Genomic DNA, 21,444 nt, shown 5'->3' with positions numbered 1-21,444 from the left:
CTAGTCCACATTGACGGGGTGGGTAAACACTAGTCCTTCCCAACTACAGCGCGTGTGCACCGAGGTGCCCCCTGGCATGGTGCCCGATTCGGCCCGTGCCGGCGCCGGCCGTAGCGGCCTCATCGGCCGCCGGAACCGGGTGTGGCCTGCGGTTCCGCCTTCGCCGCCAGGGCCCGTGCGGAAGGCCGGCCCGACGCCGTCGAAATCCCCGCCCCGTCCCGGTCGCCCGGGTAGAGCACTATTCCGTTACGTCATGTGGTCGAGCGGTGGGGGTACCGGTATCCCCGGTCGGACGCGAGCTCATCGGGCCCGGCCGCGCCGGGTCAGGAAGCCGGCCGCGTCGAGGACCTGGAGTTCGACGGCGAGCTCGTGGACCTCGCGGGGCAGGGAGCGATGGTGCGCCAGGGCGGCCACGGCGGCGCGGGCGTGGTCGGCCAGCTCGTCCAGCGCGTGCTGGCGCTGGCGCATGCGGGCCCGCTCCTCCTGGATCGTGCGGACGGTGTCCTCCTGCCAGCGCCGGGTCCGGATGAGGTGTTCGCTGGCGTCGGCGGCCTGGCGCTCGGCGTCCTCGAGCCGGTTCAGCAGCGCGTCGAGGGCTTCGAGTCGTCCGGCGAGCTCGGCGATCAGGTCGCCCCGCTCGGGCAGGATGGCGGTCTCTCGCCGCTGGGGGTCAGACGAGGGCATGTACTCCCCTGACGGGTGGGGGATCGGGGAACCGCTCCGAGCGGTGGGCACGAGACTCGGCTGCTCCGACACGGTTGGTTACGGTAACCGACGGGGAGGGTCGGTTGTAACCCATCGTACGGATACGTCACGGCAGTCAACTGATAGCGAAAATGAGCTATGGACCGGCTACCCTCGCCAGATTTTCGAGTGCATAGCACGCCCTGTGTTGTTTGTGGGCCTTTTCGCCCGATTCGGGGTCCCCGGTAGCCCAACGGATCGGCTTCGTCGGGGTAGGCCGCGCCGGCCGCCCCGTTCGGGTCGACCTCGCGCCCCAGGGTGCGAGGCCGACCGGGCGCCGGTCGATCCCGCAACTTCTGTGACGTTGAGTGATGGCAGGGCGGGTGTCGAGGGAGAGCGCGGCGGCCGTCGGCGGCGCTAGAGCCAGCCGTTGCGTTTGAACGCCCGATACAGAAACAGGCATGCCGTCGCCATCACCGCGAGAACCGCGGGGTAACCCCAGGTCTGGCGCAGTTCCGGCATGTGCTCGAAGTTCATTCCGTAGATTCCGGCCAGGGCCGTGGGGACGGCGGCGATCGCGACCCAGGCGCTGATCCGCCGCATGTCCTCGTTCTGGGCGATCGTCACCTGGGTCAGGGTGGCCTGCAGCACCGACGACAGCAGCTCGTCGAAGTGTTCGATGCGCTCGCTGACCTGCTCGAGATGGTCGGCGACATCCCGGAAGTACCGCCGCATCGCCGCGTCGACCAGCCGCGTGCCGTCCGCCGTGAGCGTGCGCAGCGGACCGGCCAGCGGCTGGACGGCGTGCTTGAGCTCCAGCAGCTCGCGCTTCATCTGGTAGGCGCTTTCGGTGGACGGGATCTGGTCGCGCCGGAACACGCCGGCCTCGATCTGGTCGACGTCGACCTGGATCCTCTCCACGGTGTCGACGTAGTTGTCGACGACGCTGTCGCAGATGGCATGCAGGACCGAGGTCGGCCCGTGCCGGAGCATCTCCGGAGCGGCCTCCAGGCGGCCCCGTAGCCTGGTCATCTCCCCGTGCTGGCCATGGCGCACGGTCACCACGAAGTCCTCGCCGAGGAAGATCATGATCTCGCCGGTGGTGACCACCTCGGAGGTACCCGTCACCTCGGTGTGCGCCACATAGCTGGTGGTCTTGAGTACCACGAACAGGTGGTTCTCGTACTGCTCGAGCTTGGGCCGTTGGCCCCCGGTGACGGCGTCCTCCACGGCCAGCTTGTCCAGGCCGTACTCCTGCGCGATGGCGGCGAGCTGGTCGTAACTGGGTTCGAACAGGCCCAGCCAGGCGAAGCCGTCACGTTCGGTCCGCGCCACCCGCAGCGCGTCGGAATGATCGACCTCCATCGTCACGCATCGCCCGTGGCTGTAGACCCCGCACGCCATCACCCGGCCGTCGGGCGTCGCCGGCAGCTCGACCCGCCGCGCCCGCCGGCGCTTACGGCCGACCCGGACCAGCGACACCGGCCGGCTCAGCGCGCCGGCAAGCCGGTGCGCGTTCGCCGACGCCTGCCCCAGGGCGTCCTCCAGGGCGTCGAGCATCGGATGCTCGCCGCCCACCTGGCCGGTCCCGCCGCCGCCTGCCCCGCCGCCTGACCCGCGGCCACCTGATCCCGGGTGATCGTCCGGTTCCGCGCGCATCGGCTCCGCGCTTGTCGAGTCGTCTCGCACCATCGCCTCTTTCTCATCGCCCGCTTTTTCCCATCGCCGCTTTCCCGCCGCCCACGTTGCCAGTTGCCCGCGTGCCCAGGGTGCCCGTGTTCCCGAGCGCTCACGTCCTCGGGCGGTCGGGTGCCCCGTCGCCCGGGTCCTCGGGCGCTCGAGCGCCGGGCGCCCACTCGCCGTGGTCGCCGAGCGTTGCGGCGATGTGCTTGCCAGTTTCCCTGCTGTATCAGGCTGATCCGCGTCGCGGTAGGGGTAACCGGGCGGTCCGCGGGCTGATCGTCCGCGCACTAGGCTGACCGGCCATGGTGACCGATGACATGCCGCAGCCCGTGCGAATCGACGCGCCGATCGCCGGGGTCGTCATCCACCCCCGGGGCGCCCGGATCACCCGGCGGGGCCGGGTCCGGCTGCCGGTTCCCGCGGGCGACGGGTCCGCGGGGGCGGCCGTCCAGGTCGAGCTGGCCGGCCTGCCCTGGGAGCTGGCGCCCGATTCGGTCCGCGTCGGCGGCCGGGGACCGGGCCGGGTGCTCGGGGTTGACGTGGTCGCCCGGACGCATCCGGAGCCCGCCGACACCGCGGGCGCGGATCTGGCCGCGCGCCGGCTGGCGCTGGCCGCCGAGCTGTCCACCGTCGCCGACGACGATGACGCCGAGCAGGCACGGCGGGGCTTCCTCGACGTCGCGGCGCGCACCGGAGCCGCCGCCCTGGCGCGATCCTGGGCCTCGACCCCCGACGCCGCCGGCGGGTTGGCTGCCGCCGAGGACCTGCTCGCGGCTCGGATCGGCGAGGTCCACGCCCGCCGTCGCGCCCTCGCCGAGCGCCGGGCCGATCTCGAACGGCGGATGGCGGCGCTCGACCGGACGATCGAGGCCCGGCGGGCCCCCCGCGTCCCGGACACCCGCACCGTCGTCGTGGACCTCGCCCTCGACCCTGACGTCGACCCGGACCCGGACCCGGACGCGGGCCAGGGCACGGACGCGGGCCGGGGCACGGACGCGGGCCAGGGCACGGGTGCCGACGCCGACGCCGACGGTGGTACGGACGCCGCCGCGGATGGCGGCACGGCGGAGAGGGTAGCGGCCGAGGGGGTCGCGGGGGTCGAGGTGGAGTTGGAGGTGTCGTATCTGGTCCAGACCGCGGGCTGGCGGGCCGGCTACGACGCTCGCCTCGACGGGGAGCGGGTCACGATGACCTGGTTCGCGTTGATCGCCCAGCGCAGCGGCGAGGACTGGCCGGCCACGGCCGATCTCGTGCTCTCGACGGCCCGCCCGGCCGCCCACGCGGAACTGCCCGAGCTCACCCCCCAGTTCGTGGACCTGAGCCAACCGCCGCCGCCCCCACCGCCCGCCGCGGCCCCGACGATGGCGAAGTACACCGTCGGTGGGACGCAGGGCCTTTCTCGAGGCCGGCAGAAGGCGAAGCAGGCGAAGGTTCTGCGGACGGCGGTGGCCGACGAACCGGAGATCGACTTCGCCGGTTCGGCGACGTACCGGCCGCCCCGGCGGGTCGCGATCCCGGCCGACGGCGGCCGGCACCGCCTCACCGTCGCGATGATCGAGTTCGACGCTGCCCTCGATCATCTGACCGTCCCCAGGATCTCTCCCGACGCCTACCTGCGGGCCACGATCACCAACACCTCGCCGCACACCCTGCTACCCGGCAAGGTCTCGATCTTCCGCGGCGGGGACTTCGCCGGCAGTGGCACCATCGGCACGGTGCCACCGGGGGCCGAGGTCGAACTGCATCTCGGCGTCGACGACCGGGTGCGGGTCGAGCGCGAGCTGGTCCACCGCAGCACCGGACGCCGGGTGGGCGGCGGCAACCGGCGGATCGAGGCCGGCTACCGCATCGAGGTGACCAACCACACCCCCCGGCCGGTCCGGGCGGTGGTGCGAGACCAGATCCCGGTCTCCCGGCACGAGAGCGTCACCGTCCGGGACTTCCAGGCACGGCCCGAACCGGACGAGCGGACCGACGTCGGCCTGCTGTCGTGGACGCTGGCACTCGGTCCGGGCGCGAGCGGGCGCGTGGAGTTCTCGTTTCGCCTGGAACATCCCCGCGGGGTGGAACTGACCGGCTGGCGCGACTGAGCTGCCCCGAGGGCCGAGGCCGCTGCCCCAAGAGCGACGCCACTGCCCCGAGAGCCGACGCTGCTCAGGCGGTGGTGTCCGCCGGGGCGCGCAGCCGGCGGGTCCACGCCCCCTCGATGATCTCGCCGCGGGCGTCGATGATCGCCCAGTCGACGACGTCGGTGCTGCGGATGCGCAGGGGCCGGCCCATCCGGATGTGCGCCACCGACGGGTGCGCGCCGTCGTTCAGGCTGCGCCCGCCGAGCAGGGCCGCGTGCTGCCAGCTGGACACCCTGGCCCAGGGCCACTCGGCCCCGTCCGGGACGGCCACCTGGTGGCGGACGATCAGGGTTCCCAGGGGCGGCAGGTCACGGCCGAGGAACCGGCGCCGGACGTCGGCGAGGCGCGAGCGGGCGGTGAAGACTGCCTGGTCCCGGGCCATGGGGACATTACTGCCAATCATGCCCGCAATAGTAGTGGAATCCTTCCTCACGGTAGGCGTCGGCGTGGGCAACCGGCACCATTTGTGACGATCTCGGTCCTGTTGCGTGAGGAGCATCGAGATGCGGCCACGGTCGCGAAGGCGTAGCTTCACAGTGCCGGTAACTCTCCGCTACGTATCGACCCTTCACGGGTGAGGTGATCATGGCTGAGGCGTTGACGACACTGGTGGACGCGGCACACGAGGATGCCGTCCATCTCCTTGAGCTGTCCCGCGACGGCCGCGACGCGACCGGCACGCCGGACGCGTCCCCCGCCGATCCGCGCCAGGCGCTGCACGCCAGCGATGCGGCGGTGGCGGCCGTCTCGGCCCACCTCAGCGCCATGGAGGCGGTGGTCTACCCGGAGATGGCCCGCCGGGTGCCGGGAGGCCGGGCGCGGGTCGCGGAGCTGGGCCGGGTGGCCCGCCGGTGCTCGTCGGTGATGCGCGGCATAGAGCAGTACGTGCAGGGGGACCTCAATCGCCCGGCGGGCAGCGTCGCGAGCCTGCGCCGGGACCTCGCGGCGCTGCTCGCCGAGCACGCGAGGGCGGAGGACGGGCTGCTGCGTGAGCTCACCGAACGGCTCTCCGACGCGGACCGCCAGCGCCTGTTCGACCGCTTCGCCGACGCCATGCGCCACGCCCCGACTCGGCCTCACCCGCATCTCGGGCACGGCGGGATCTTCGGGGGCAGCCTGGCGATCCGGCTGCTCGGCAGCTTCGATCACCTACTCGACGTGATGGACTCGCGCGAGGTGGCCGGCGCCCCGGTGCGGGCTCCCGCGCCCGCCGGGCTGTGGGGCTGGTACCTGCTCGGCCGGCCCACCTCGCCCGCGCCGGAGTGGCCGGCCGCGGGTCAGCCCGCGCCGCCAGCAGGCCAGTCCCCGTCGCGCTGAGCATCCCGGAACTCGCCCAACGCGGGGCCCGGTGTGGTCGCCCCCGGGATCTCCAGCCGATCGAGCGCTGGCGGGCCTGACTCGATGGTGAAATATTCCTAACCTCGCTCAGGTGGCGGCCGTGGCGTGCGGCGCGTTCGGCGTTCCGCTGCGCGCGTTTGCCCCTGGGCATGCCATGCTTCGGGTCCAGGATGGGCCTAAATGGCCCGCGTGTCGTGCACTGCCGAGGAGATGTGTCAGGAACCGAGAGCACCGCGGTCCGGGTGCCAGGAACGGAACCGGCGGATGTGGTCTGGCCGATACTCCTTGTCGAGGACGATGACGCGGACGCCTTCCTGGTGTCCGAGCTGCTCGACGAGGTCGCGGCACCGGTCGAGCTGACCCGGGTGCGCACCGTGGCCGAGGCGGTCCGCCGTAGCGAGCAGGTCGCCTGCGTGTTGTTGGACCTCGGGCTGCCCGACAGCGAGGGCCTCTCGGCGCTGCGTCGGCTGCTGGCGGTGGAGGCGGGCGCGCCGGTCGTCGTGCTCACCGGTCTGGTCGACGAGTACCGGGGTGCCCAGGCGGTCGCGGCCGGCGCCCAGGACTACCTCGTCAAGGGCCAGGTCGACGGGCGGGACCTGGTGCGCGCGGTGCGTTACGCGATCGAGCGCAAGCGGGCCGACACGGCGGCGCAGGCGCTGCGCGAGTCGGAGCTGCGCGCGGACGAGCGGGCCCGGCTCGAACGCGGGCTGCTGCCCCGTCCGCTCTACGACGACCACCGGCTGCGCCACGCCGCCCGCTACCGGCCCGGTCGGCAGCAGTCGCTGCTCGGCGGCGACTTCTACGACATGGTGTCCACCCCCGACGGGACGGTCCACGTGCTGCTCGGCGACGTCTGCGGGCACGGCCCGGACGAGGCCGCCCTCGGGGTCAGCCTGCGCATCGCCTGGCGCACCCTCGTGCTGGCCGGGGTGGCGGAGGCCGACCGGCTCGGGTATCTCCAGCGGGTGCTGGTCAGCGAACGCGAACACGACGAGATCTTCGCCACCGTCTGCGCCCTGTCGATCGCGCCCGATCGGGGCTCGGTGCGGATGCGGTTGGCCGGCCACCCGCCGCCCGCGCTGCTGCATCCCCGGCTCACCGCGCTACCCGGTGACGTCGTCGGGCCGGCGCTGGGCATCCTCGACGAGGATCTCACCGAGGAGGTGCGGGTCGAGCTCGGCCAGCGGTGGGTGCTGCTGTTGGCGACCGACGGTCTGCTGGAGGGCCGGGAGGGGCCGGGCGGGGAGCCCCTCGGCTGGGAGGGCGTGCTGCCCGAGATCGCCCAGCTCTGGCCCCCGGACGGCCCGGACAGCCTGCTGGACAGCCTCATCGACCGGGTCGAGGCCCGCAACGGCGGCCCCCTCACCGACGACGTCGCCCTGCTGCTGCTGATGTGGGGGGCTGACTGAGGTGGGGGGTCGACTGAGGTGGGGGGTCGACTGAGGTGGGGGGCCGACTGATGGCAGCGCCCAGTGGGCCTTCCGGAACGGACGGCACGCCCGGCCGGACCGGGTTCGGGTTCGGGTTCGGCCGGGACTGGCCGTTGCGGCGCCGGCTCGGGGTGACCTACACCGTCGCGGCGGCGGCTCTGCTGATCATCGTCGGGCTGGTCGTGTCGTCGCTGGTGCGGCTGGACAACGCCATCCACGTCCGCAGCGACATCATGGCCCCGGCCCTGCTGGGGTCCACGCAGCTCGTCAGCAGCCTGGTCGACCAGGAGACCGGCATGCGCGGCTACCTGCTCCAGGGCCGCGAGGACTTCCTCGAGCCCTACAACACCGGCCGTCGCGAGGAAGCGGCCCATCTCGCGGATCTGCAACGCCAGCTCGCCGGCCGGCCCGACCTGTTCGGGCGGCTCAGCACCCTCGAGGACCGGATCCGGGTCTGGCACCGCGACTACGCCGACCCGGCCATCACCGCCGTCCGCAGTCGGGGGCCGAACGCGGCGACGCTGGTGTCGCCGGAGTTCGGCAAGGCGCGTTTCGACGCGGTCCGCGCCGCGTCCGACGACCTGGAGGCGGCGCTGCGGGTCAAGGCGATCAGGGCACGAGACAACGTCGGGGCGGCGCTGCGCTTCCTCGTCCTCGCTCTGGCGATCGGCGCACTGGTCCTGGTCGTTCTGCTGGCGGTGATCGCGCGGGCGCTGCGGGTCTGGGTCACCCGACCGATCGAGCGGGTTGCCGCCGACGCGCGCACCGTCGCCTCCGGCCGGCTGGACCACGTGGTCGAACCCACGGGACCGCCCGACATGGTCGCGCTGGCCAGCGACGTGGAGTCGATGCGCCAGCAGCTCCTGGGCGAGCTGGGGGTCGCGCGGGCGGCCCGCATCGCGGTGGAGACGCAGGCCGAGGTGCTCCAGCGGTCCAACCGTGACCTGGAGCAGTTCGCCTACGTCGCCTCGCACGACCTGCAGGAGCCGCTGCGGAAGGTGGCCAGCTTCTGCCAGCTCCTGGAGCGGCGCTACGGCGACAAGCTCGACGAGCGGGGGGCGCAGTACATCGCCTTCGCCGTCGACGGCGCCAAGCGGATGCAGCAGCTCATCAACGACCTGCTCGCCTTCTCCCGGGTCGGGCGGAGCACCGAGGGCTTCGTCGACATCGGGCTCGGCGACGTCCTCGGCCGGGCCACGACCACCCTCTCCCTGTCCATCGAGAGCCTGCAGGCCGAGGTCACCGCCGACGAGCTGCCCGTCGTGCGGGGCGATCCGGTGCTGCTCACCCAGTTGCTGGCGAACCTGATCGGCAACGCGCTGAAGTTCCGCGGCGACGAGGTCCCGCGCGTGCATGTCAGCGCCGTCGAGCGGGCAGAGGACTGGGAGTTCGCCTGCGCGGACAACGGCATCGGCATCGAGGCGGAGTACGCCGAGAAGATCTTCGTGATCTTCCAGCGCCTGCACGGCCGGGACGTGTACGAGGGCACGGGCATCGGGCTGGCCCTGTGCCGCAAGATCGTCGAGTTCCACGGTGGCAGGATCTGGCTGGACGCGACCGTGGATCGCGGCACGACCTTCCGGTTCACCCTGCCGAAGCGGTCCCTGCTGGCCTCGATGTCCGAGCCGGCCGCGCTGGTCGGCGCCGTCGAGGCCGCCGGCCTGCCGTCGCTGTCCGCGCCCCCGCCACCGCAGGCACCGGCATCGCAGGCACCGGCATCGGCGGATGGGCCACCCGCACCGTCCACCCCCACCCCTGCCCCCGACAAAGCAAGGCCATCCGGAGGATCATCGTGAGCCAGTCGCTCGTCCCGGTCGAGGTGCTTCTCGTTGAGGATGATCCCGGGGACGTGCTGATGACCCGGGAGGCGTTCGAGGATCACAAGCTGCGCAACCATCTCAACGTGGTCAGCGACGGCGTCGAGGCGCTGGCCTACCTGCGCGGCGAGGGGGAGTACGCGGGTGCGCCCCGCCCCGACCTCATCCTGCTCGACCTGAACCTGCCGCGCCGCGACGGGCGGGAGGTGCTGCGCGAGGTCAAGGCCGACGAGCGGCTGCGGCGGATCCCGGTGGTGGTACTCACCACCTCCGAGGCGGAGGAGGATGTGCTGCGCAGCTACGACCTGCACGCCAACGCCTACATCACCAAGCCCGTCGACTTCGAGCGGTTCGTGGCGGTGGTGCGCCACATCGACGACTTCTTCGTCACGGTCGCCCGCCTGCCCGGCCAGTAGGTCCACCCGGCCCGCCGCCCGTGGTCGCACCGCCGGGCGGCGCGGCGCTGGTGGGACATCTCACCGACGAAGACGGTGGAATTGGAGCGGTGGCCGGCGGCGTGGTGGATGACCTGCCGAGCTGTGTTCCTCCCGCCGATTTCGGGCGGTCCTGGGTGGGGCCGAGGTCGGGAATCGGTGTGCGGCGCCTACTGCGGTGCGCCCCGTCACGGCCAGCGTCGCCTAGAGTGCGGCTCATGGCGACCGGACCGGAACCCGCCCAGCGTCGCGCCCGCGCGCAGCGCCACGCGCTCGCGGATCTGCTCACCGACCTCGGCCCGGGTCATCCCACCCTCTGCGCCGGGTGGACCAACCACGATCTGGCCGCCCACCTCGTCACCCGGGAGCGGGTGCCCTGGGCTGCGCCCGGCCTGATCATCAGCAGTCTGCACGGCATCACCGCGCGGGCCGAACGGGCCACCATGCGGGCCCATGCCTTTCCCGAGCTGGTGGAGACCTTCCGGGCCGGCCCGCCGTGGTGGCAGCCGACCCGCCTCGGGCTGATCGACGATGCGGCGAACTTCGTCGAGTTCTTCGTCCACGCCGAGGACATCCGCCGCGCGGCCGTCGGCTGGGAGCCACGTGAGCTGGACGACACGAGCCGTGACGCGATGTGGGCGGCCCTGCGGCTGATCGGATTCGCCGGGTTCCGCCGGGCCGGCGTCGGCGTCGTCGCCGAGCGCACCGACCGGCCGGGCCGGCGCACTCTGCACGCCGGCGAGTCGAGCGTGGAGATCATGGGGCCGCCGGAGGAACTCGTCCTCTACGCGTTCGGCCGGGTCGAGGCCGCCCGGGTCGAGCTGCTCGGCGCCGACGACGACGTCAAGCTCCTGCGCGCCGCCCCCGTCGGCATCTAGCCCACTCCCGCCCCTCACCCGCACCCGCCCCTCACCGGCAGGCGGCCGGCGGCCGGCGGCGATTCGTGCCACATCGGGGGGTCCGGGACATCGGTGCGGGCTCCTGCGGGTGGTTCGGGGTGCAAGGCTGGCGGGATGGTCCCGCAAACCCGCCTGGCCGCGCGGGTCGTGCTCGTCGACCCCTCCGACGCGGTGCTTCTGCTCCGGTCCCATGATCCGACCCTGGACGGCGCGCCGCAGTGGTGGCACGTGCCCGGCGGCGGCCTCGACGCGGGGGAGAGCGCCGAGCAGGCCGCGGTCCGGGAGATTTTCGAGGAGGTCGGTTACCGCCTCCCCGACCCGGGGCCGGCGGTTGCCACCCGCCGGGCGTCGTTCACCTTCCTGGGCCGCACGTTCCAGCAGTCCGACACGTTCTTCGTCGCGCGGGTCCCGCACCGCCTCGAACTCGACTCGTCGTCCTGGACGGAGACCGAACGCGGGTCGCTTCTCGGCTGGGCCTGGTGGACCGTGCCCGAGCTGCGGGCGACAGAACAGACGGTGTATCCGACGCGCCTGGCCGGTCTGGTCGAGGGCTGGCTACGGGCGGGGCCGCCGGCGGTACCGATCCGACTGTGACGGCGACGGGCGACGGGGCGACGGGGCGACGGGGCGACGGGGCGACGGGGCGACGGGTGGCGGCTCGTCGCGGGTCACCGCGGCGGGCCGCCACCCGGTTCACCACAGCGAGGCGTAGGTGGCGGCGGCGCTCGGGTTCTCGTTCGGCCCGACCATGGACGAGTGCACGTTGCCGGCCTCGGAGTTGTTGAAGTACGTCTCGTAGGCGAGCACGTCCCGGTTCGCCGCGAACGTCTGGTACATGTTGCGGATGTAGACGGGGTTGTCCCCGCCGGCCTGCCCGGCCCGGCCCGCGCCGGTGTCGGACTTGCTGACCAGGCCCCACTCCGGGACCGAGAACTGCTTGCCGTGCGCCCGCGCGAACGCGATCACCGAGCACAGCCCGGTCGCCTCGGCGCACTGCTTCGCGAAGGCCGCGTCGGTGATGCTCGCCGGCCACTGGTCGTAGCTGTCGATGCCGATGATGTCGACGTACTGGTCACCCGGGTATACCGACCAGGCGCCGCCGCTGTGGGCGTTGAGCGCCCAGTCGATGCGGGCCTGCGGGTCCGTCGAGCGGATCGCGCCGACGACCTGCCGGAAGCAGTTCACCCAGGTGGTGGCGCTCGTCTTGGACACCGACCAGGGGAACCAGTTGCCGTTGAACTCCCAGGCGAGCCGGATGATGCTCGCCGGGCGGCCCTTGTTGACCAACCAGCGGCCGAAGTCGGCCCAGTGGCCGGAGTAGGCGCCGCTCGCGCACGAGTTCATGTCGCCGCCGCCGGTCGGAAAGAAGGGCTGCGAGATGATCCACGTGCCGTTGAACGTCGAGAACTTCTCCGGCCCGCTGCCAACCCAGGGGTTGGTGATGGTCTGCCAGCCTGACCGGTCGGTGAAGGTGAGCACGGCGTTGACGGACGAGCCGCGGAAGCTCTCCCACGCTCGCACCTGGGTCATCGAGCCGGCGGAGACACCGCTCATGCCGCCCGGCACGGAGCCGCCCCCGCCGCCGGCGGGCACGACGGGTACTGGCACCGCCGTCGGCTTCGTCGGGGGATTCGCCGGGGGCTTCGCTGTCGGCTGTTGGGCCGGGACGGCCGGCTTGGTGAGGGCCGGCACCGCCGGCTTCGCGGCGGTTGTGCTGGTCGGCGCGCCCGCGGCCGATCGGCTGGGAGAGGCGGCCGGGACATGACCGCGGCCCGTGCGGCTCGGCCGCGCCGACGCGCTGGGCGTCGCCTTCGGGTCGCCGCCGTGTGGGCGCGCGTGCACCTGGGCGGCGGCGGCCTCGACCGTGGTGGAGCCGCTGTCGCCGGCCGAGCCGTGTTCGGGGGCGATGTTCCAGCCGAGGGCCGCCGCCAGCAGGGCCAGTACGCCGAGCGAGGCGATCCAGGCGGGGTGGTGTGGACGGCGGCGTCGACGTCGGGAGCCGGCTCGGGCTCTGGGCGGGCTGGGGTTGCCCTCCGATCGGTGTTTCACCGCGGGTATCCCTCCGTGCGTGGCGGTGGCGTCGTCAGAACCCCCCCGGGTCCTTGCTTCGGCGTCGAAGCTGATGACCTCCGTGTCGCGCAGCGGCCTGAGATGTATGGAATGGCCGCCGGGTTACCCCCTCGGTGCCCCGGCCGGCTGTCTAGTTAGATAGGACGAGACCCTACACGGACGGAATCTGGAGCGTTGCCCCAGCTCGGGCGCTATGGGTGATTCGTCCGGACTGTTGGCTCTCAAACCATGTGCGCGCCTTGTGCGAGCCATGGGTTTGATGGGTTCGGCGGCCGCCCGGGGACCCCCGGCCGCGCGCCGGTCCGGCGGCCCGCTGCCCGAGTCGTTCCGATCGCGTCGGGTGGTGCGGAACGTATGGCGGCCAGCGGTTGCGGTTGTGTCACAATGTGCGCGCGGACTGGGGCGCCGTGGTGGTTCACGTCGGTGACCCACGGATTCCGCGGAGATCGGGAGTCATGGCCGGCGCGCGCCGGCGACTGCTGGTCTGGTGCCCCGGTGGTCATGGCAGCCAGGCGCGGCGGCGGCCGGGCTTCGGCCTGGTCGCCCCGCCGACATCAGGAGCGCACCGTATGTCCCAGCCACCCGAGTACCCGCCGGGCGGGTACCCGCAGGGCGGTCCCGACCAGGGTGCCCACGGCCAGGGCCAGAGCGGCCAGGGCCAGAGCGGTCAGGGTCAGGGCGGCCAGGGTCAGGGCGGCTACGGTCAGGGTGGCTATGACCAGGGCCAACAGGGCCAGGGTGGCTACGAGCAGGGCGGCTACGGCCAGGGCCAGGGCGGCTACGGCCAGGGTCAGGGTGGCTACGAGCAGGGCGGCTACCCAGGCCAAGGTGGCTACGGTCAGGGCCAGGGTGGCTACGGTCCGGGCGGCTATGGCGGCCAGGGGCAAGGTGGCTATGGCCAGGGTGGCTACGAGCAGCAGGGCGGTTACGGAGCTCCGCCGCCGGGCTACGGACCGCCGCCCGGTGGCTACGGGGCGCCGCAGGGCTTCGGCGGCCCGGAGGGCTACGGAGCGCCGCCCGGCTATGGGGCTCCCGGGGGGTTCGGCGGCCCCGGCGGATTCGGCCCACCGCCGCCGTATGGCCGGCCGATCTCGAGCTACCTGTGGCAGTCGATCGTCGTGACCGTCCTGTGCTGCCTGCCCGCAGGGGTGGTGGCGATCGTGTACGCGACCAAGGTCGACGGTCGCCGGCAGATGGGCGACCTCAACGGGGCCCTCGACGCCTCGAAGAAGGCGCGGATGTGGTGCATCATCTCGGTGCTCGTCGGGGTGGTGTCGTTCGTCGTCTTTCTCGTTGTGGCCCTGGTCGGCGGCTTCGACAGCAGCACGAGCACGTCGTACTCGACGCTCGGCCCGGCCGCGGTCTGAGGGCGCCCCGCAGTGTCCAGCCCGTCCGGTGGTGAACGTCCGGATCTCTTCGGCGTCGGCCCGTCCTCGCCGTGGGACCAGCCCGCCGGCGACCCCCACGACCCGGTGGGTGGCGCCGTGGCCACGCCCGCCGCGGACCGGCCCGTCCGGACCTACCTGTGGCAGTCCCTCGTCGCGACGTTGCTGTGCTGCCTACCCACGGGGATCGTGGCGATCGTCTACGCCACCCAGACTCAGACCCGGCTGCAGGCCGGCGATCTCGCGGGTGCCCGGGCCGCGTCGGGCCGAGCCAGGCGCTGGTGCCTCATCTCGCTCATCGCCTTCGTGGTGGTCCTGCTGGTCTACATCGTCGCCATCGTGATCGTCGTGGCGATCGTCTCGCGCAACGACTGATCTCGCCGCCGCCGCCGTCCCGGTCCTCGGTCTCGCCCACCGGCGCGGGCGAGGTCGGCCGGCCGCCCCCGGCGACCAGGCGGGATGCTCTCGGGCGGCCCACCAGACGGGCACCGTGCCGGTGCGCATACCGACCCGTGCGACCGGGTCGTGGGCCGCCATCCACAGGTGCCCGACGACCCCGAAGAACAGACCGTAGGACAGTAAATCGTGCACGAACGTGGCGCCGGTGCGATAGCCGATCGGGACCGGGCCCAGCGGCCCGGCCCCCCACCGCATGATCACACCGGTGCCCAGCATCACGAAGGCTCCCCCGGCGACGAAGGCCGCGAACAGCTTCTGCCCGGCGTTGAACTTTCCGACGCCGCCCGCCACCCGGGCCCGGCCAGCCGCCCGCCGCCAGGAGCCGAACCGCAGGCTGGCACGCAGCCAGGCGCGGTCGGCCGCGGTGAACCGGTTGAGCGCCCGCAGGTCGCGGCGGTACCCGGCGGAGGCGGCGGCGACGAGCATCGGCACCGGCAGGGCGAGCCCGGCATAAAGGTGGACGGTCTCGACAAGCGGGCGGCGACCGACCAGCCGGGCCAGCGGCGACAGGTAGAGCGTGGCACCGGTGAACAGGCAGCAGCCCATCAGGGCCGCCGTCCACCAGTGCACCCACCGAGGTACCCGGCCGAACCGGCGGACCAGACCCGACGTGGATGCGATCTGCCCCGGCCCGGGCGCCGGGAAGGACTCGGGTGCCGGATCAGACGGCTTCATCGGCCCGGCCGTTCGACCGGCCGACCCAGCCGTCGACGTCGTACCCCTGGTGCTCCCAGTAGCCCGGCGTGACCGCGTCGACCACCTCGATCTCACCCAGCCATTTGATCGACTTGTAGCCGTACATCGGCGCCACGTAGAGCCGGACGGGTCCGCCGTGGTCGTGCGTCACCGGCGCGCCGAGCATGGTCAGGGCTACCAGGACATCCGGGCGGGTGGCCTGGGCGAGGGTGAGGCTCTCGGTGTAGAGACCGTCGAAGGAACGGAAGGTCAGCGCGGTGGCGGCGGGCTGGACGCCGGCCGCCGCGAGCAGGTCGCGCAGCAGCACGCCCGACCAGTGCACCGCCCCGACCCGCCAGCCCGTCACGCACTGAAAATCGCGGACGAGGGTCGTCTGCCGCATCCGGCCGAGGTCGGCCAGCGTCAGCGTCGTCGGCCGATCGACCAGACCGTGCACGCGCAGCCGGTAGTCGTCCGGGCCGAGCCTGGGGACGCTGGAGGTCACCGTGTAGTAGCGGAAGCCGCCGAGTGGCACGAGGTCGGACAGTCCCGTCGGGTCCTTCTCCCGGATCGGGGTGATCACCCGTTCGGCGGCGCGTTCCACCGGTGCCCCGAAGGCAACCCCCGCGGCGCCGAGGGCGACCATGCCGAGCACGACCCGTCGTCCCACCGGCGAGCCATCGGATGCCACACCGTCCAGTGAACACCGCCGCCGGTCCGGTCGACCGCGGCGGCGGGGATCGACAGCATTCCGTAAGGATCGGGCGCTGCTGGCGACCCGGGCCGCCGTCGGTGCACGGCCGGTCGGTGCACGGGGGGTCCGGGGGCTCAGCCCGGGCCGTTGCGGCCCCCGACGGCGGCCAGGACACCCAGCAGGACGACGCCGGCGGCGGTCGCCGCCAGGCACCAGGCGCGGCAACGCCGGGAGGCAAGCCGCGCCCCGGCCACGTCGCCCCGGGCGAGCCGGTCACTGGTCCGCAGTGAGTACACCAGCCCGAACGCCCCGACCGGCGCGCACAGGATGGTCGCCACGATGGACAGCCCGAGGTGGTTGCGGACCCGCACGGCCCGGTGGCTGGGCGCCCGCCGCTGCGGCAGCCGATCCCCGTAATTCGCCCGCATGCGAGCCGGCGGCCAGGCCCGAGGATCCCGCGGATCGAGTCGCGGATCCGGCATACCCCGGGGGCTGCCCGCGGCAGGGGCGCCGCTCTCGCCGCCGGCACTGTCCTCGCCGCCGGCACTGTCCTCGCCGCGGGCGCCGCTCTCGCCGCGGGCACTGCTCTCGCCGCGGGCACTGCTCTCTGCGTGGATGCCGAACTCGGTGCCGGTGCCGAACTCGGTGCCGAACCTGGTGCGGGTGCCGAACCTGGTGCGGGTGCCGAACTCGGTGCCGGGGTCGAATCCGGTGCCGGGGTCGGACTCGGTGTGGATGCCGGAGCTCGCGGGGGTGGTGGCGGCTGCGCCGGTCGGCCGCAGCGGCGGGTACGCCGACCAGGCCGTCCGGCGGTGTGGGTGGGTGCCCGGCCCCTGGGAGCGGTTCGTCGGGTAGCCGGTCGAGTAGTGGTGGCCGCTGGAGAAGAAATGGTGGCCAGTGGTGTCTGCGCCGCCCGCGGCCCGGCGGGCGGAGCGTCGGGCCCGGGTGTCCGTGGCCGATGTGGCCGATGAGGCCGGCGCGGCTGATGTGGTTGGCGCGGCCGATGTTGTGGTTGGCGCGGCCGAGGTGGCTGGCGGGGTGGAGGCGGCGCGCGTGTCTCGGTGCGGGCGGCCGAGGCGGCCGGTGCGGGCGTCATAGTCATCGCGCCACTTCTCGAGCAGCTCGTGCGATGCGACGACGAGCTGCATCGCACGGACCGAACCGGGATGCCGACTGGCCGGGTTGTCCGGGTGGTGGGCGCGGACCTGGGCTCGGTAGGCGCGGCGGATCTCGGCGCGGTCGGCGGAGCGGCTCACCCCGAGGACGGCGTAGGCGTCGGTCCCGTCGAGTTCGCGCAGGAGCCGGTCGAACGGGCTCACCGGGCAGGGCGATCGCAGCCGGCGGAGCGCCGCTGCCGCGTCGGAGACGCCATTCGATCCCCTGTCGTCGACCGGGCACGTTAGGTGGTAATCATAGGCTTTTGTCTGGCTCGTCGTCGCTCTGGTCGCGTATGTGTGATCAGGCGGTGACGTCGCGGCGCGACAGGGCGATCGCGCCCAGCAGGGCGGCCCCGACCGCGTAGGCCGTCCCGACGAGCAGCGCTGTTCCGTAGCGGGCGTCGCTGACGCCGCCCTGGCCGATCGCGTTGAACACGAGGCCGGGCAGGACCCGGTTCGACGCGCCCCACGACTCCTGGATGATGTGCTCGATCGGAAACGTCCAGGCGACCCCGACCGCCAGCGTCAGCGCGGTCGAGCGCAGCACGAGCCCGAGCACCGTGCCGGCCACCCCGAAGAAGGCGGCGGCGACCAGCGCGTTGAGGTAACCCGAGGCGAGATGCCCGACGCCGTCGGCGCTCCACCAGGCGGACGTGTCGATCCCGCGGATCGAGGCGACGGCGAGCCCCACCGCCACGCTGAGCACGAGCGCGGCGCTCAGCGCGACCGCGACCAGGACGCCCAGCAGCGCCATCCGGCCGGTCAGCCATCCCAGCCGGCGAGGTTCGCGCAGGAACAGCGTCCGCAACGTCCCCTGGCTGTACTCGAGGGTGATCGTGATGGCGAAGACGAGGAAGATGAGCAGACCGGTGAAGGCGCTGCCGCCGGTGAAGCCGAGGGCCATCCCGCCTGCCGTCGACACCTGCCCGGTGGTGACGTCGAAGCCCGCCGGCCTGCCCGCGGTGGCCGCGGTGGGCCCGTCCGCCTCGGCCAGGCCGATGACCAGGACGGTCGACAGCACGCTGAGCAGGGCGAGCATCGCCATCGCCACCGCGGTGCTCGGCCGCCACAGCTTGATGAGCTCGGCGCGGTAGGAACGCCGGACCGCCCGGACGAGGTTCATCGGGACTCCCGATCGGTTGCGGCGTCGGCGCGGGCCCGCGCGACGAGGTTCTGGTAGCGGTCTTCCAGGCTGAGCCGGCGGGGCGACATCTCGATGAGGGTGACGCCGCGGGCCGCGGCGGCCCTGTTGATGCCGGCGAGCAGGCGGGTGTGCTCCCGGGAGTCCGCCGGCCTCGCGCTCAGGCTGGCGACGACCTCGTGGTTGGCGCGGACCGCCGGCACGGACAGGCCGGCGAGCAGATCCTCGAGCAGCGCGACGTCCTCGTCGTGTTCGGGGCGCAGCACGACGTCGTGACTGTGGTTGGCCATCAGACCGTCGGTCGGGCCCTGGTAGGCCAGCCGGCCGCCCTCGACCACGATCAGCCAGTCGCAGATCTGTTCCACCTCCGAGAGCAGGTGCGAGGAAACGAGCACTGTGCGGGTGCGCCGCGGGCCGCCAGACCCGGCCGGTGCGGAGGACCCGGCCGGTGCGGAGGACCCGGCCGGTGCGGAGGACCCGGCCGGTGCGGAGGACTCGGTGGGTGCGGAGGATGGGGCTGCCGCCAGGGCCCGGATGAGCTCGCGCATCTGCCGGATCCCGCTGGGGTCCAGGCCGTTCGTCGGCTCGTCGAGGATCAGTAGATCCGGGTCGGCGAGCAGGGCGGCACCGATGGCGAGGCGCTGCTTCATCCCCAGGGAGTAGGACCGGACCCGGTCGCCGCCGCGGCCGGTGAGGCCGACCTCGTCGAGGATGCCGTCCACCCGGGCGGGGTTCTGGCCGCCGAGCGCGGCAAGCGCGGCGAGGTTGCGGGCGCCGGACAGCGCCGGGTACAGCGCCGGGCTCTCGATCAGGGCGCCGACCCGGGGCAGGTAGGCCGCGGGGGCGTGTAGCGGCTGGCCGAGGACGGTGCCGTGGCCGCCGCTGGGTCGGACCAGGCCGAGCAGCATCCGCAGCGTCGTCGTCTTGCCGGCGCCGTTCGGCCCGACGAAACCGGCGACGACGCCCGCGGGGACGGTGAGGTCGAGGGCGCTGACCACCGTCCGCCGGCCATACCGCTTCGTCAGCCCGCGGACGTCGACGGCGTGGTGACGGCCCGGGTCCGTTTCACCCAGGACCCTGCCGGGGACTTCACCGGGGACCTCCCCGGGGACCTCCCCGGGGACCTCACCGGCGACGTTGCCGGCGACGTTGCCGGACCTGTGGGCGGGGATCTCGATCGGGACGTGATGGTCGGCCGTCGCAGTGCGGCGACCCGAGGTTGTCGTCATGCCGATCAGGGTGCCGGCGTCGAGCGGAGTCGTCGTCCGTCGACGGGCGACACCTGTGTACGCAAACGGGCGTGGCCCACTGCCCCGGTTCTGGTTCGGTGAGGTCGGGTCAGACCAGGCCGGCCTGGTTGGCCAGGACTGCGAGCTGGGCCCGGTCCCGGGCGGCGAGCTTCACCATCACGCGACTGACGTGGGTGCGAGCCGTCGCGGGGCTGATCACCAGCTGAGCGGCGATCTCGTCGTTGGACATCCCCTGGCCGACGAGGCTCATCACCTCGCGTTCGCGCCCGGTCAGCCCGCTCAGATCCGGGGCCCGCACCACCGGCCGCCGGGCGAAGGTCTCGATGACGAGCCTGGTCACCGTGGGGGACAGCAGGGACTCGCCCGCCGCCACGACCCGGATCGCCCGCAGCAGGTCCGCTGGCTCGGTGTCCTTGAGGACGAATCCCGAAGCACCGCCGCGCAGGGCCTCGAAGACGTACTCGTCCACTTCGAAGGTGGTGACCATGACGAACCTGGTCCCGGCCAACTGCGGGTCCGACACCATCATCCGCAGGGCGGCCAGGCCGTCGAGGACCGGCATCCGGATGTCGAGCAGCACCACCTCCGGCCGCGTGGCCCGGACGATCTCGACGGCTGCCCGGCCGTTCTCGGCCTCACCGACGAGGTCGAGATCGTCCTCGGTCTCGATGAGAACCCGCAGCCCGAGCCGGACCAACGGCTGGTCATCGGCGATCACCACACGGATCATCGGTGCACCTTCGCGTGCTCGGGGCCGCCCACCGGCATCGGCAGCTCGGCCCGGACCCGCCAGCCGCCCGCGGCCACCGGCCCCGCGGACAGCATGCCGCCGAGTTCGGCGGCGCGTTCACCCAGCCCGGTCAGCCCCTGGCCGCTCGGCAGCCCCGGGTCGGGGAAGGTGCCCCGCGCCGGGGCGAGGTCGTCGGACCGCGCAGGCGGCTCGGGTCGGTCGGTGACATCGACGGTGAGCCGACCCCCCGCGGCGGCCAGCATGATGCGGACTCGGGTCCGGCCCGGCGGCGCGTGGCGCAGGACGTTGGTCAGTGACTCCTGGACGATCCGGTAGGCGGCCAGGTCGAGATCGGCGGGCAGCCCGGCCAGCCGGTCGACATCTCCCTCGGTGACGAGCTCGACCGGAACGCCGCAGAGCCGAACCTCACGCAGCAGCGATGGCAGCCGGCCCAGGCCGGTCAAGGGCGGCGCGGCCGGCCGGCTCGCACCGGTCGCGACCAGGGGATCGACCGAGCCGATCCACGCTGACGCCTGGCCGCGGTCGCCGGCCGCAGGTCGGAAGCCGTGGTCGTTTCCGCAGTCGATGTCGTGGCCGCTTTCGCAGTCGGATTCAGGGTCGGATTCAGGGTCGGAGTGGGGGTCGGAGTGGGGGTCGGATTCGGGGTCTGGGTGGCGGTGGGGGTGGGGGGCCGAGGTGGGGTCGGCGGCTCGCTGGCCGGCGCGGGTGAGGGCCAGGGTGGTACGCAGCTCGTCGAGCGCGTCGACACTCGTGCGGCGGATCGCCTCCAGCGCCACCTGGGCCTGCTCGGGCCGCCGGTCCAGCACGTGCAACGCCACCGCGGCCTGCAACGAGATGACGGACAGGCTGTGCCCGACCACGTCGTGCACCTCGCGCGCCATCCGCAGGCGTTCCTGCTCGATCCGGCGTCGGGTCGCCTCCTGATCGGCCTGGGCCGCGGCGATACGGTTGAGCCGGATCAGCGCGCCGACGAGAGCCGGGACGCTGCACAGCGTGATCCCCTCGACTGTGCTGAACACCAGGCTCCAGTCGCCACCGGCGGCGTAACCGCGGGCGTCGCCCACGGCCGACCCGGCCAGCAGGATCACATTCGCCACCAGCACCGCCCGCCAGGAGGTGCGTCGGTCGTGGCGCAGGCCGACGGACAGCGCCGCGACGACCAGCGCGGCGACCGCGGGGCCGCGCGGGTAGCCGGCGGCGAAGAAGACGCCGAGCAGCAGGCTGGTCGCAAGCAGCATCACCAGCGGGGCCCGGCGGCGCAGCAGAACCGTTGCGGCGAGCAGGGCGAGCAGCACGAAGGCCGGCGCGTCGAGAGCGTGGGCGGGTGGGACCTGGTCGCGGGCGGCGCCGTGTGACCCGCCGATGACCACCGCGGCGGTGGCGAGCAGGGCCGCGACATCCCCGATGGCACGCAGGGGCCGCCGGCGGCGCGTCCGCTGTCCCGGCGG

The 21,444-nt window shown here is 73.1% G+C and carries 19 protein-coding genes and 1 pseudogene; 9 read left to right on the top strand and 11 right to left on the bottom strand.

All coding sequences use genetic code 11. The annotated features are described in order from the left end of the window. Positions 1–300 precede the first annotated feature (300 nt). Both ND748_RS05945 and corA read right to left on the bottom strand, forming a co-directional pair. Positions 301–684, bottom strand: a complete 384-nt coding sequence (locus tag ND748_RS05945) for a hypothetical protein (RefSeq protein WP_011601890.1) — start codon at positions 682–684, stop codon at positions 301–303. A gap of 417 nt (positions 685–1,101) precedes the next feature. After that, positions 1,102–2,376, bottom strand: coding sequence for a magnesium/cobalt transporter CorA (gene corA, locus ND748_RS05940; protein WP_251744652.1), 1,275 nt, complete (start codon positions 2,374–2,376; stop codon positions 1,102–1,104). 308 nt (positions 2,377–2,684) lie between these two features. On the opposite strand from corA, the gene ND748_RS05935 reads away from it, so the two are divergent. Then, the gene (locus ND748_RS05935) at positions 2,685–4,457 is read left to right on the top strand and encodes a DUF4139 domain-containing protein (RefSeq protein WP_251744651.1); all 1,773 of its coding nucleotides are present in this window, start codon (positions 2,685–2,687) and stop codon (positions 4,455–4,457) included. Positions 4,458–4,521: 64 nt separating this feature from the next. Here the strand turns inward: ND748_RS05935 and ND748_RS05930 are convergent, their stop codons facing one another. After that, positions 4,522–4,878: a hypothetical protein gene (locus tag ND748_RS05930; protein WP_251744650.1), complete on the bottom strand. Its 357-nt coding sequence runs from the start codon at positions 4,876–4,878 to the stop codon at positions 4,522–4,524. A 203-nt stretch (positions 4,879–5,081) separates the two neighbouring features. Between ND748_RS05930 and ND748_RS05925 the strand changes: the two genes are divergently transcribed. The 6 genes from ND748_RS05925 (at position 5,082) to ND748_RS05900 (ending at position 11,008) form a co-directional block, all read left to right on the top strand. Beyond that, a complete protein-coding gene (locus ND748_RS05925) occupies positions 5,082–5,813 on the top strand; it encodes a hemerythrin domain-containing protein (RefSeq protein ID WP_251744649.1) in 732 nt (243 codons plus the stop codon). A gap of 233 nt (positions 5,814–6,046) precedes the next feature. Continuing rightward, the gene (locus tag ND748_RS05920) at positions 6,047–7,243 is read left to right on the top strand and encodes a SpoIIE family protein phosphatase (protein WP_251744648.1); all 1,197 of its coding nucleotides are present in this window, start codon (positions 6,047–6,049) and stop codon (positions 7,241–7,243) included. Between the two features lie 50 nt (positions 7,244–7,293). Beyond that, positions 7,294–9,060, top strand: coding sequence for a CHASE3 domain-containing protein (locus ND748_RS05915; RefSeq protein ID WP_251744647.1), 1,767 nt, complete (start codon positions 7,294–7,296; stop codon positions 9,058–9,060). Beyond that, on the top strand, positions 9,057–9,497 hold the full coding sequence (locus ND748_RS05910; protein ID WP_251744646.1) for a response regulator: 441 nt from the start codon (positions 9,057–9,059) through the stop codon (positions 9,495–9,497). Before ND748_RS05915 ends, ND748_RS05910 begins: the two co-directional genes overlap by 4 nt. A gap of 236 nt (positions 9,498–9,733) precedes the next feature. Further along, complete coding sequence (locus ND748_RS05905; RefSeq protein ID WP_251744645.1) at positions 9,734–10,393, top strand: TIGR03085 family metal-binding protein; 660 nt, start codon at positions 9,734–9,736, stop codon at positions 10,391–10,393. Between the two features lie 135 nt (positions 10,394–10,528). After that, on the top strand, positions 10,529–11,008 hold the full coding sequence (locus tag ND748_RS05900) for an NUDIX hydrolase (protein ID WP_251744644.1): 480 nt from the start codon (positions 10,529–10,531) through the stop codon (positions 11,006–11,008). A gap of 99 nt (positions 11,009–11,107) precedes the next feature. Here the strand turns inward: ND748_RS05900 and ND748_RS05895 are convergent, their stop codons facing one another. Further along, positions 11,108–12,463, bottom strand: coding sequence for a glycosyl hydrolase (locus ND748_RS05895; protein ID WP_251744643.1), 1,356 nt, complete (start codon positions 12,461–12,463; stop codon positions 11,108–11,110). A gap of 590 nt (positions 12,464–13,053) precedes the next feature. Between ND748_RS05895 and ND748_RS05890 the strand changes: the two genes are divergently transcribed. Next, positions 13,054–13,851 (top strand): CD225/dispanin family protein, encoded by a 798-nt coding sequence (locus ND748_RS05890; RefSeq protein WP_251744642.1) that lies wholly within the window; start codon positions 13,054–13,056, stop codon positions 13,849–13,851. A 12-nt stretch (positions 13,852–13,863) separates the two neighbouring features. Continuing rightward, positions 13,864–14,136 (top strand): annotated as a pseudogene (locus ND748_RS34500) (CD225/dispanin family protein); the annotation flags it as partial. On the opposite strand, the gene ND748_RS05880 reads toward ND748_RS34500, so the two are convergent. From ND748_RS05880 to ND748_RS05850, 7 genes are all read right to left on the bottom strand, one after another. Further along, a complete protein-coding gene (locus ND748_RS05880; protein WP_308205594.1) occupies positions 14,044–14,874 on the bottom strand; it encodes a cytochrome b/b6 domain-containing protein in 831 nt (276 codons plus the stop codon). The pseudogene ND748_RS34500 and the gene ND748_RS05880 sit on opposite strands and share 93 nt — an antisense overlap. 115 nt (positions 14,875–14,989) lie before the next feature. Continuing rightward, positions 14,990–15,649: a molybdopterin-dependent oxidoreductase gene (locus ND748_RS05875; RefSeq protein WP_251744658.1), complete on the bottom strand. Its 660-nt coding sequence runs from the start codon at positions 15,647–15,649 to the stop codon at positions 14,990–14,992. 182 nt (positions 15,650–15,831) lie between these two features. Then, complete coding sequence (locus tag ND748_RS05870) at positions 15,832–17,016, bottom strand: CD225/dispanin family protein (RefSeq protein WP_251744641.1); 1,185 nt, start codon at positions 17,014–17,016, stop codon at positions 15,832–15,834. Positions 17,017–17,155: 139 nt separating this feature from the next. Further along, positions 17,156–17,977 carry an ABC transporter gene (locus tag ND748_RS05865; RefSeq protein ID WP_251744640.1) on the bottom strand — a complete coding sequence of 274 codons (822 nt, stop codon included), beginning with the start codon at positions 17,975–17,977 and terminating at the stop codon, positions 17,156–17,158. After that, a complete protein-coding gene (locus tag ND748_RS05860; protein ID WP_251744639.1) occupies positions 17,974–19,224 on the bottom strand; it encodes an ABC transporter ATP-binding protein in 1,251 nt (416 codons plus the stop codon). The genes ND748_RS05865 and ND748_RS05860 overlap by 4 nt, the downstream gene beginning before the upstream one ends. A gap of 109 nt (positions 19,225–19,333) precedes the next feature. Continuing rightward, positions 19,334–19,975: a response regulator transcription factor gene (locus ND748_RS05855; protein WP_251744638.1), complete on the bottom strand. Its 642-nt coding sequence runs from the start codon at positions 19,973–19,975 to the stop codon at positions 19,334–19,336. After that, positions 19,972–21,444, bottom strand: a 1,473-nt coding sequence (locus ND748_RS05850; RefSeq protein ID WP_251744637.1) for a sensor histidine kinase, incomplete at its 5' end; no start/stop codon positions are given. The genes ND748_RS05855 and ND748_RS05850, both read right to left, overlap by 4 nt.

The sequence above is a fragment of the Frankia sp. AiPs1 genome, assembly GCF_023716945.1.
In the GTDB taxonomy this organism is placed as follows: domain Bacteria; phylum Actinomycetota; class Actinomycetes; order Frankiales; family Frankiaceae; genus Frankia.
This window is presented reverse-complemented; position numbering and strand designations above follow the sequence as displayed.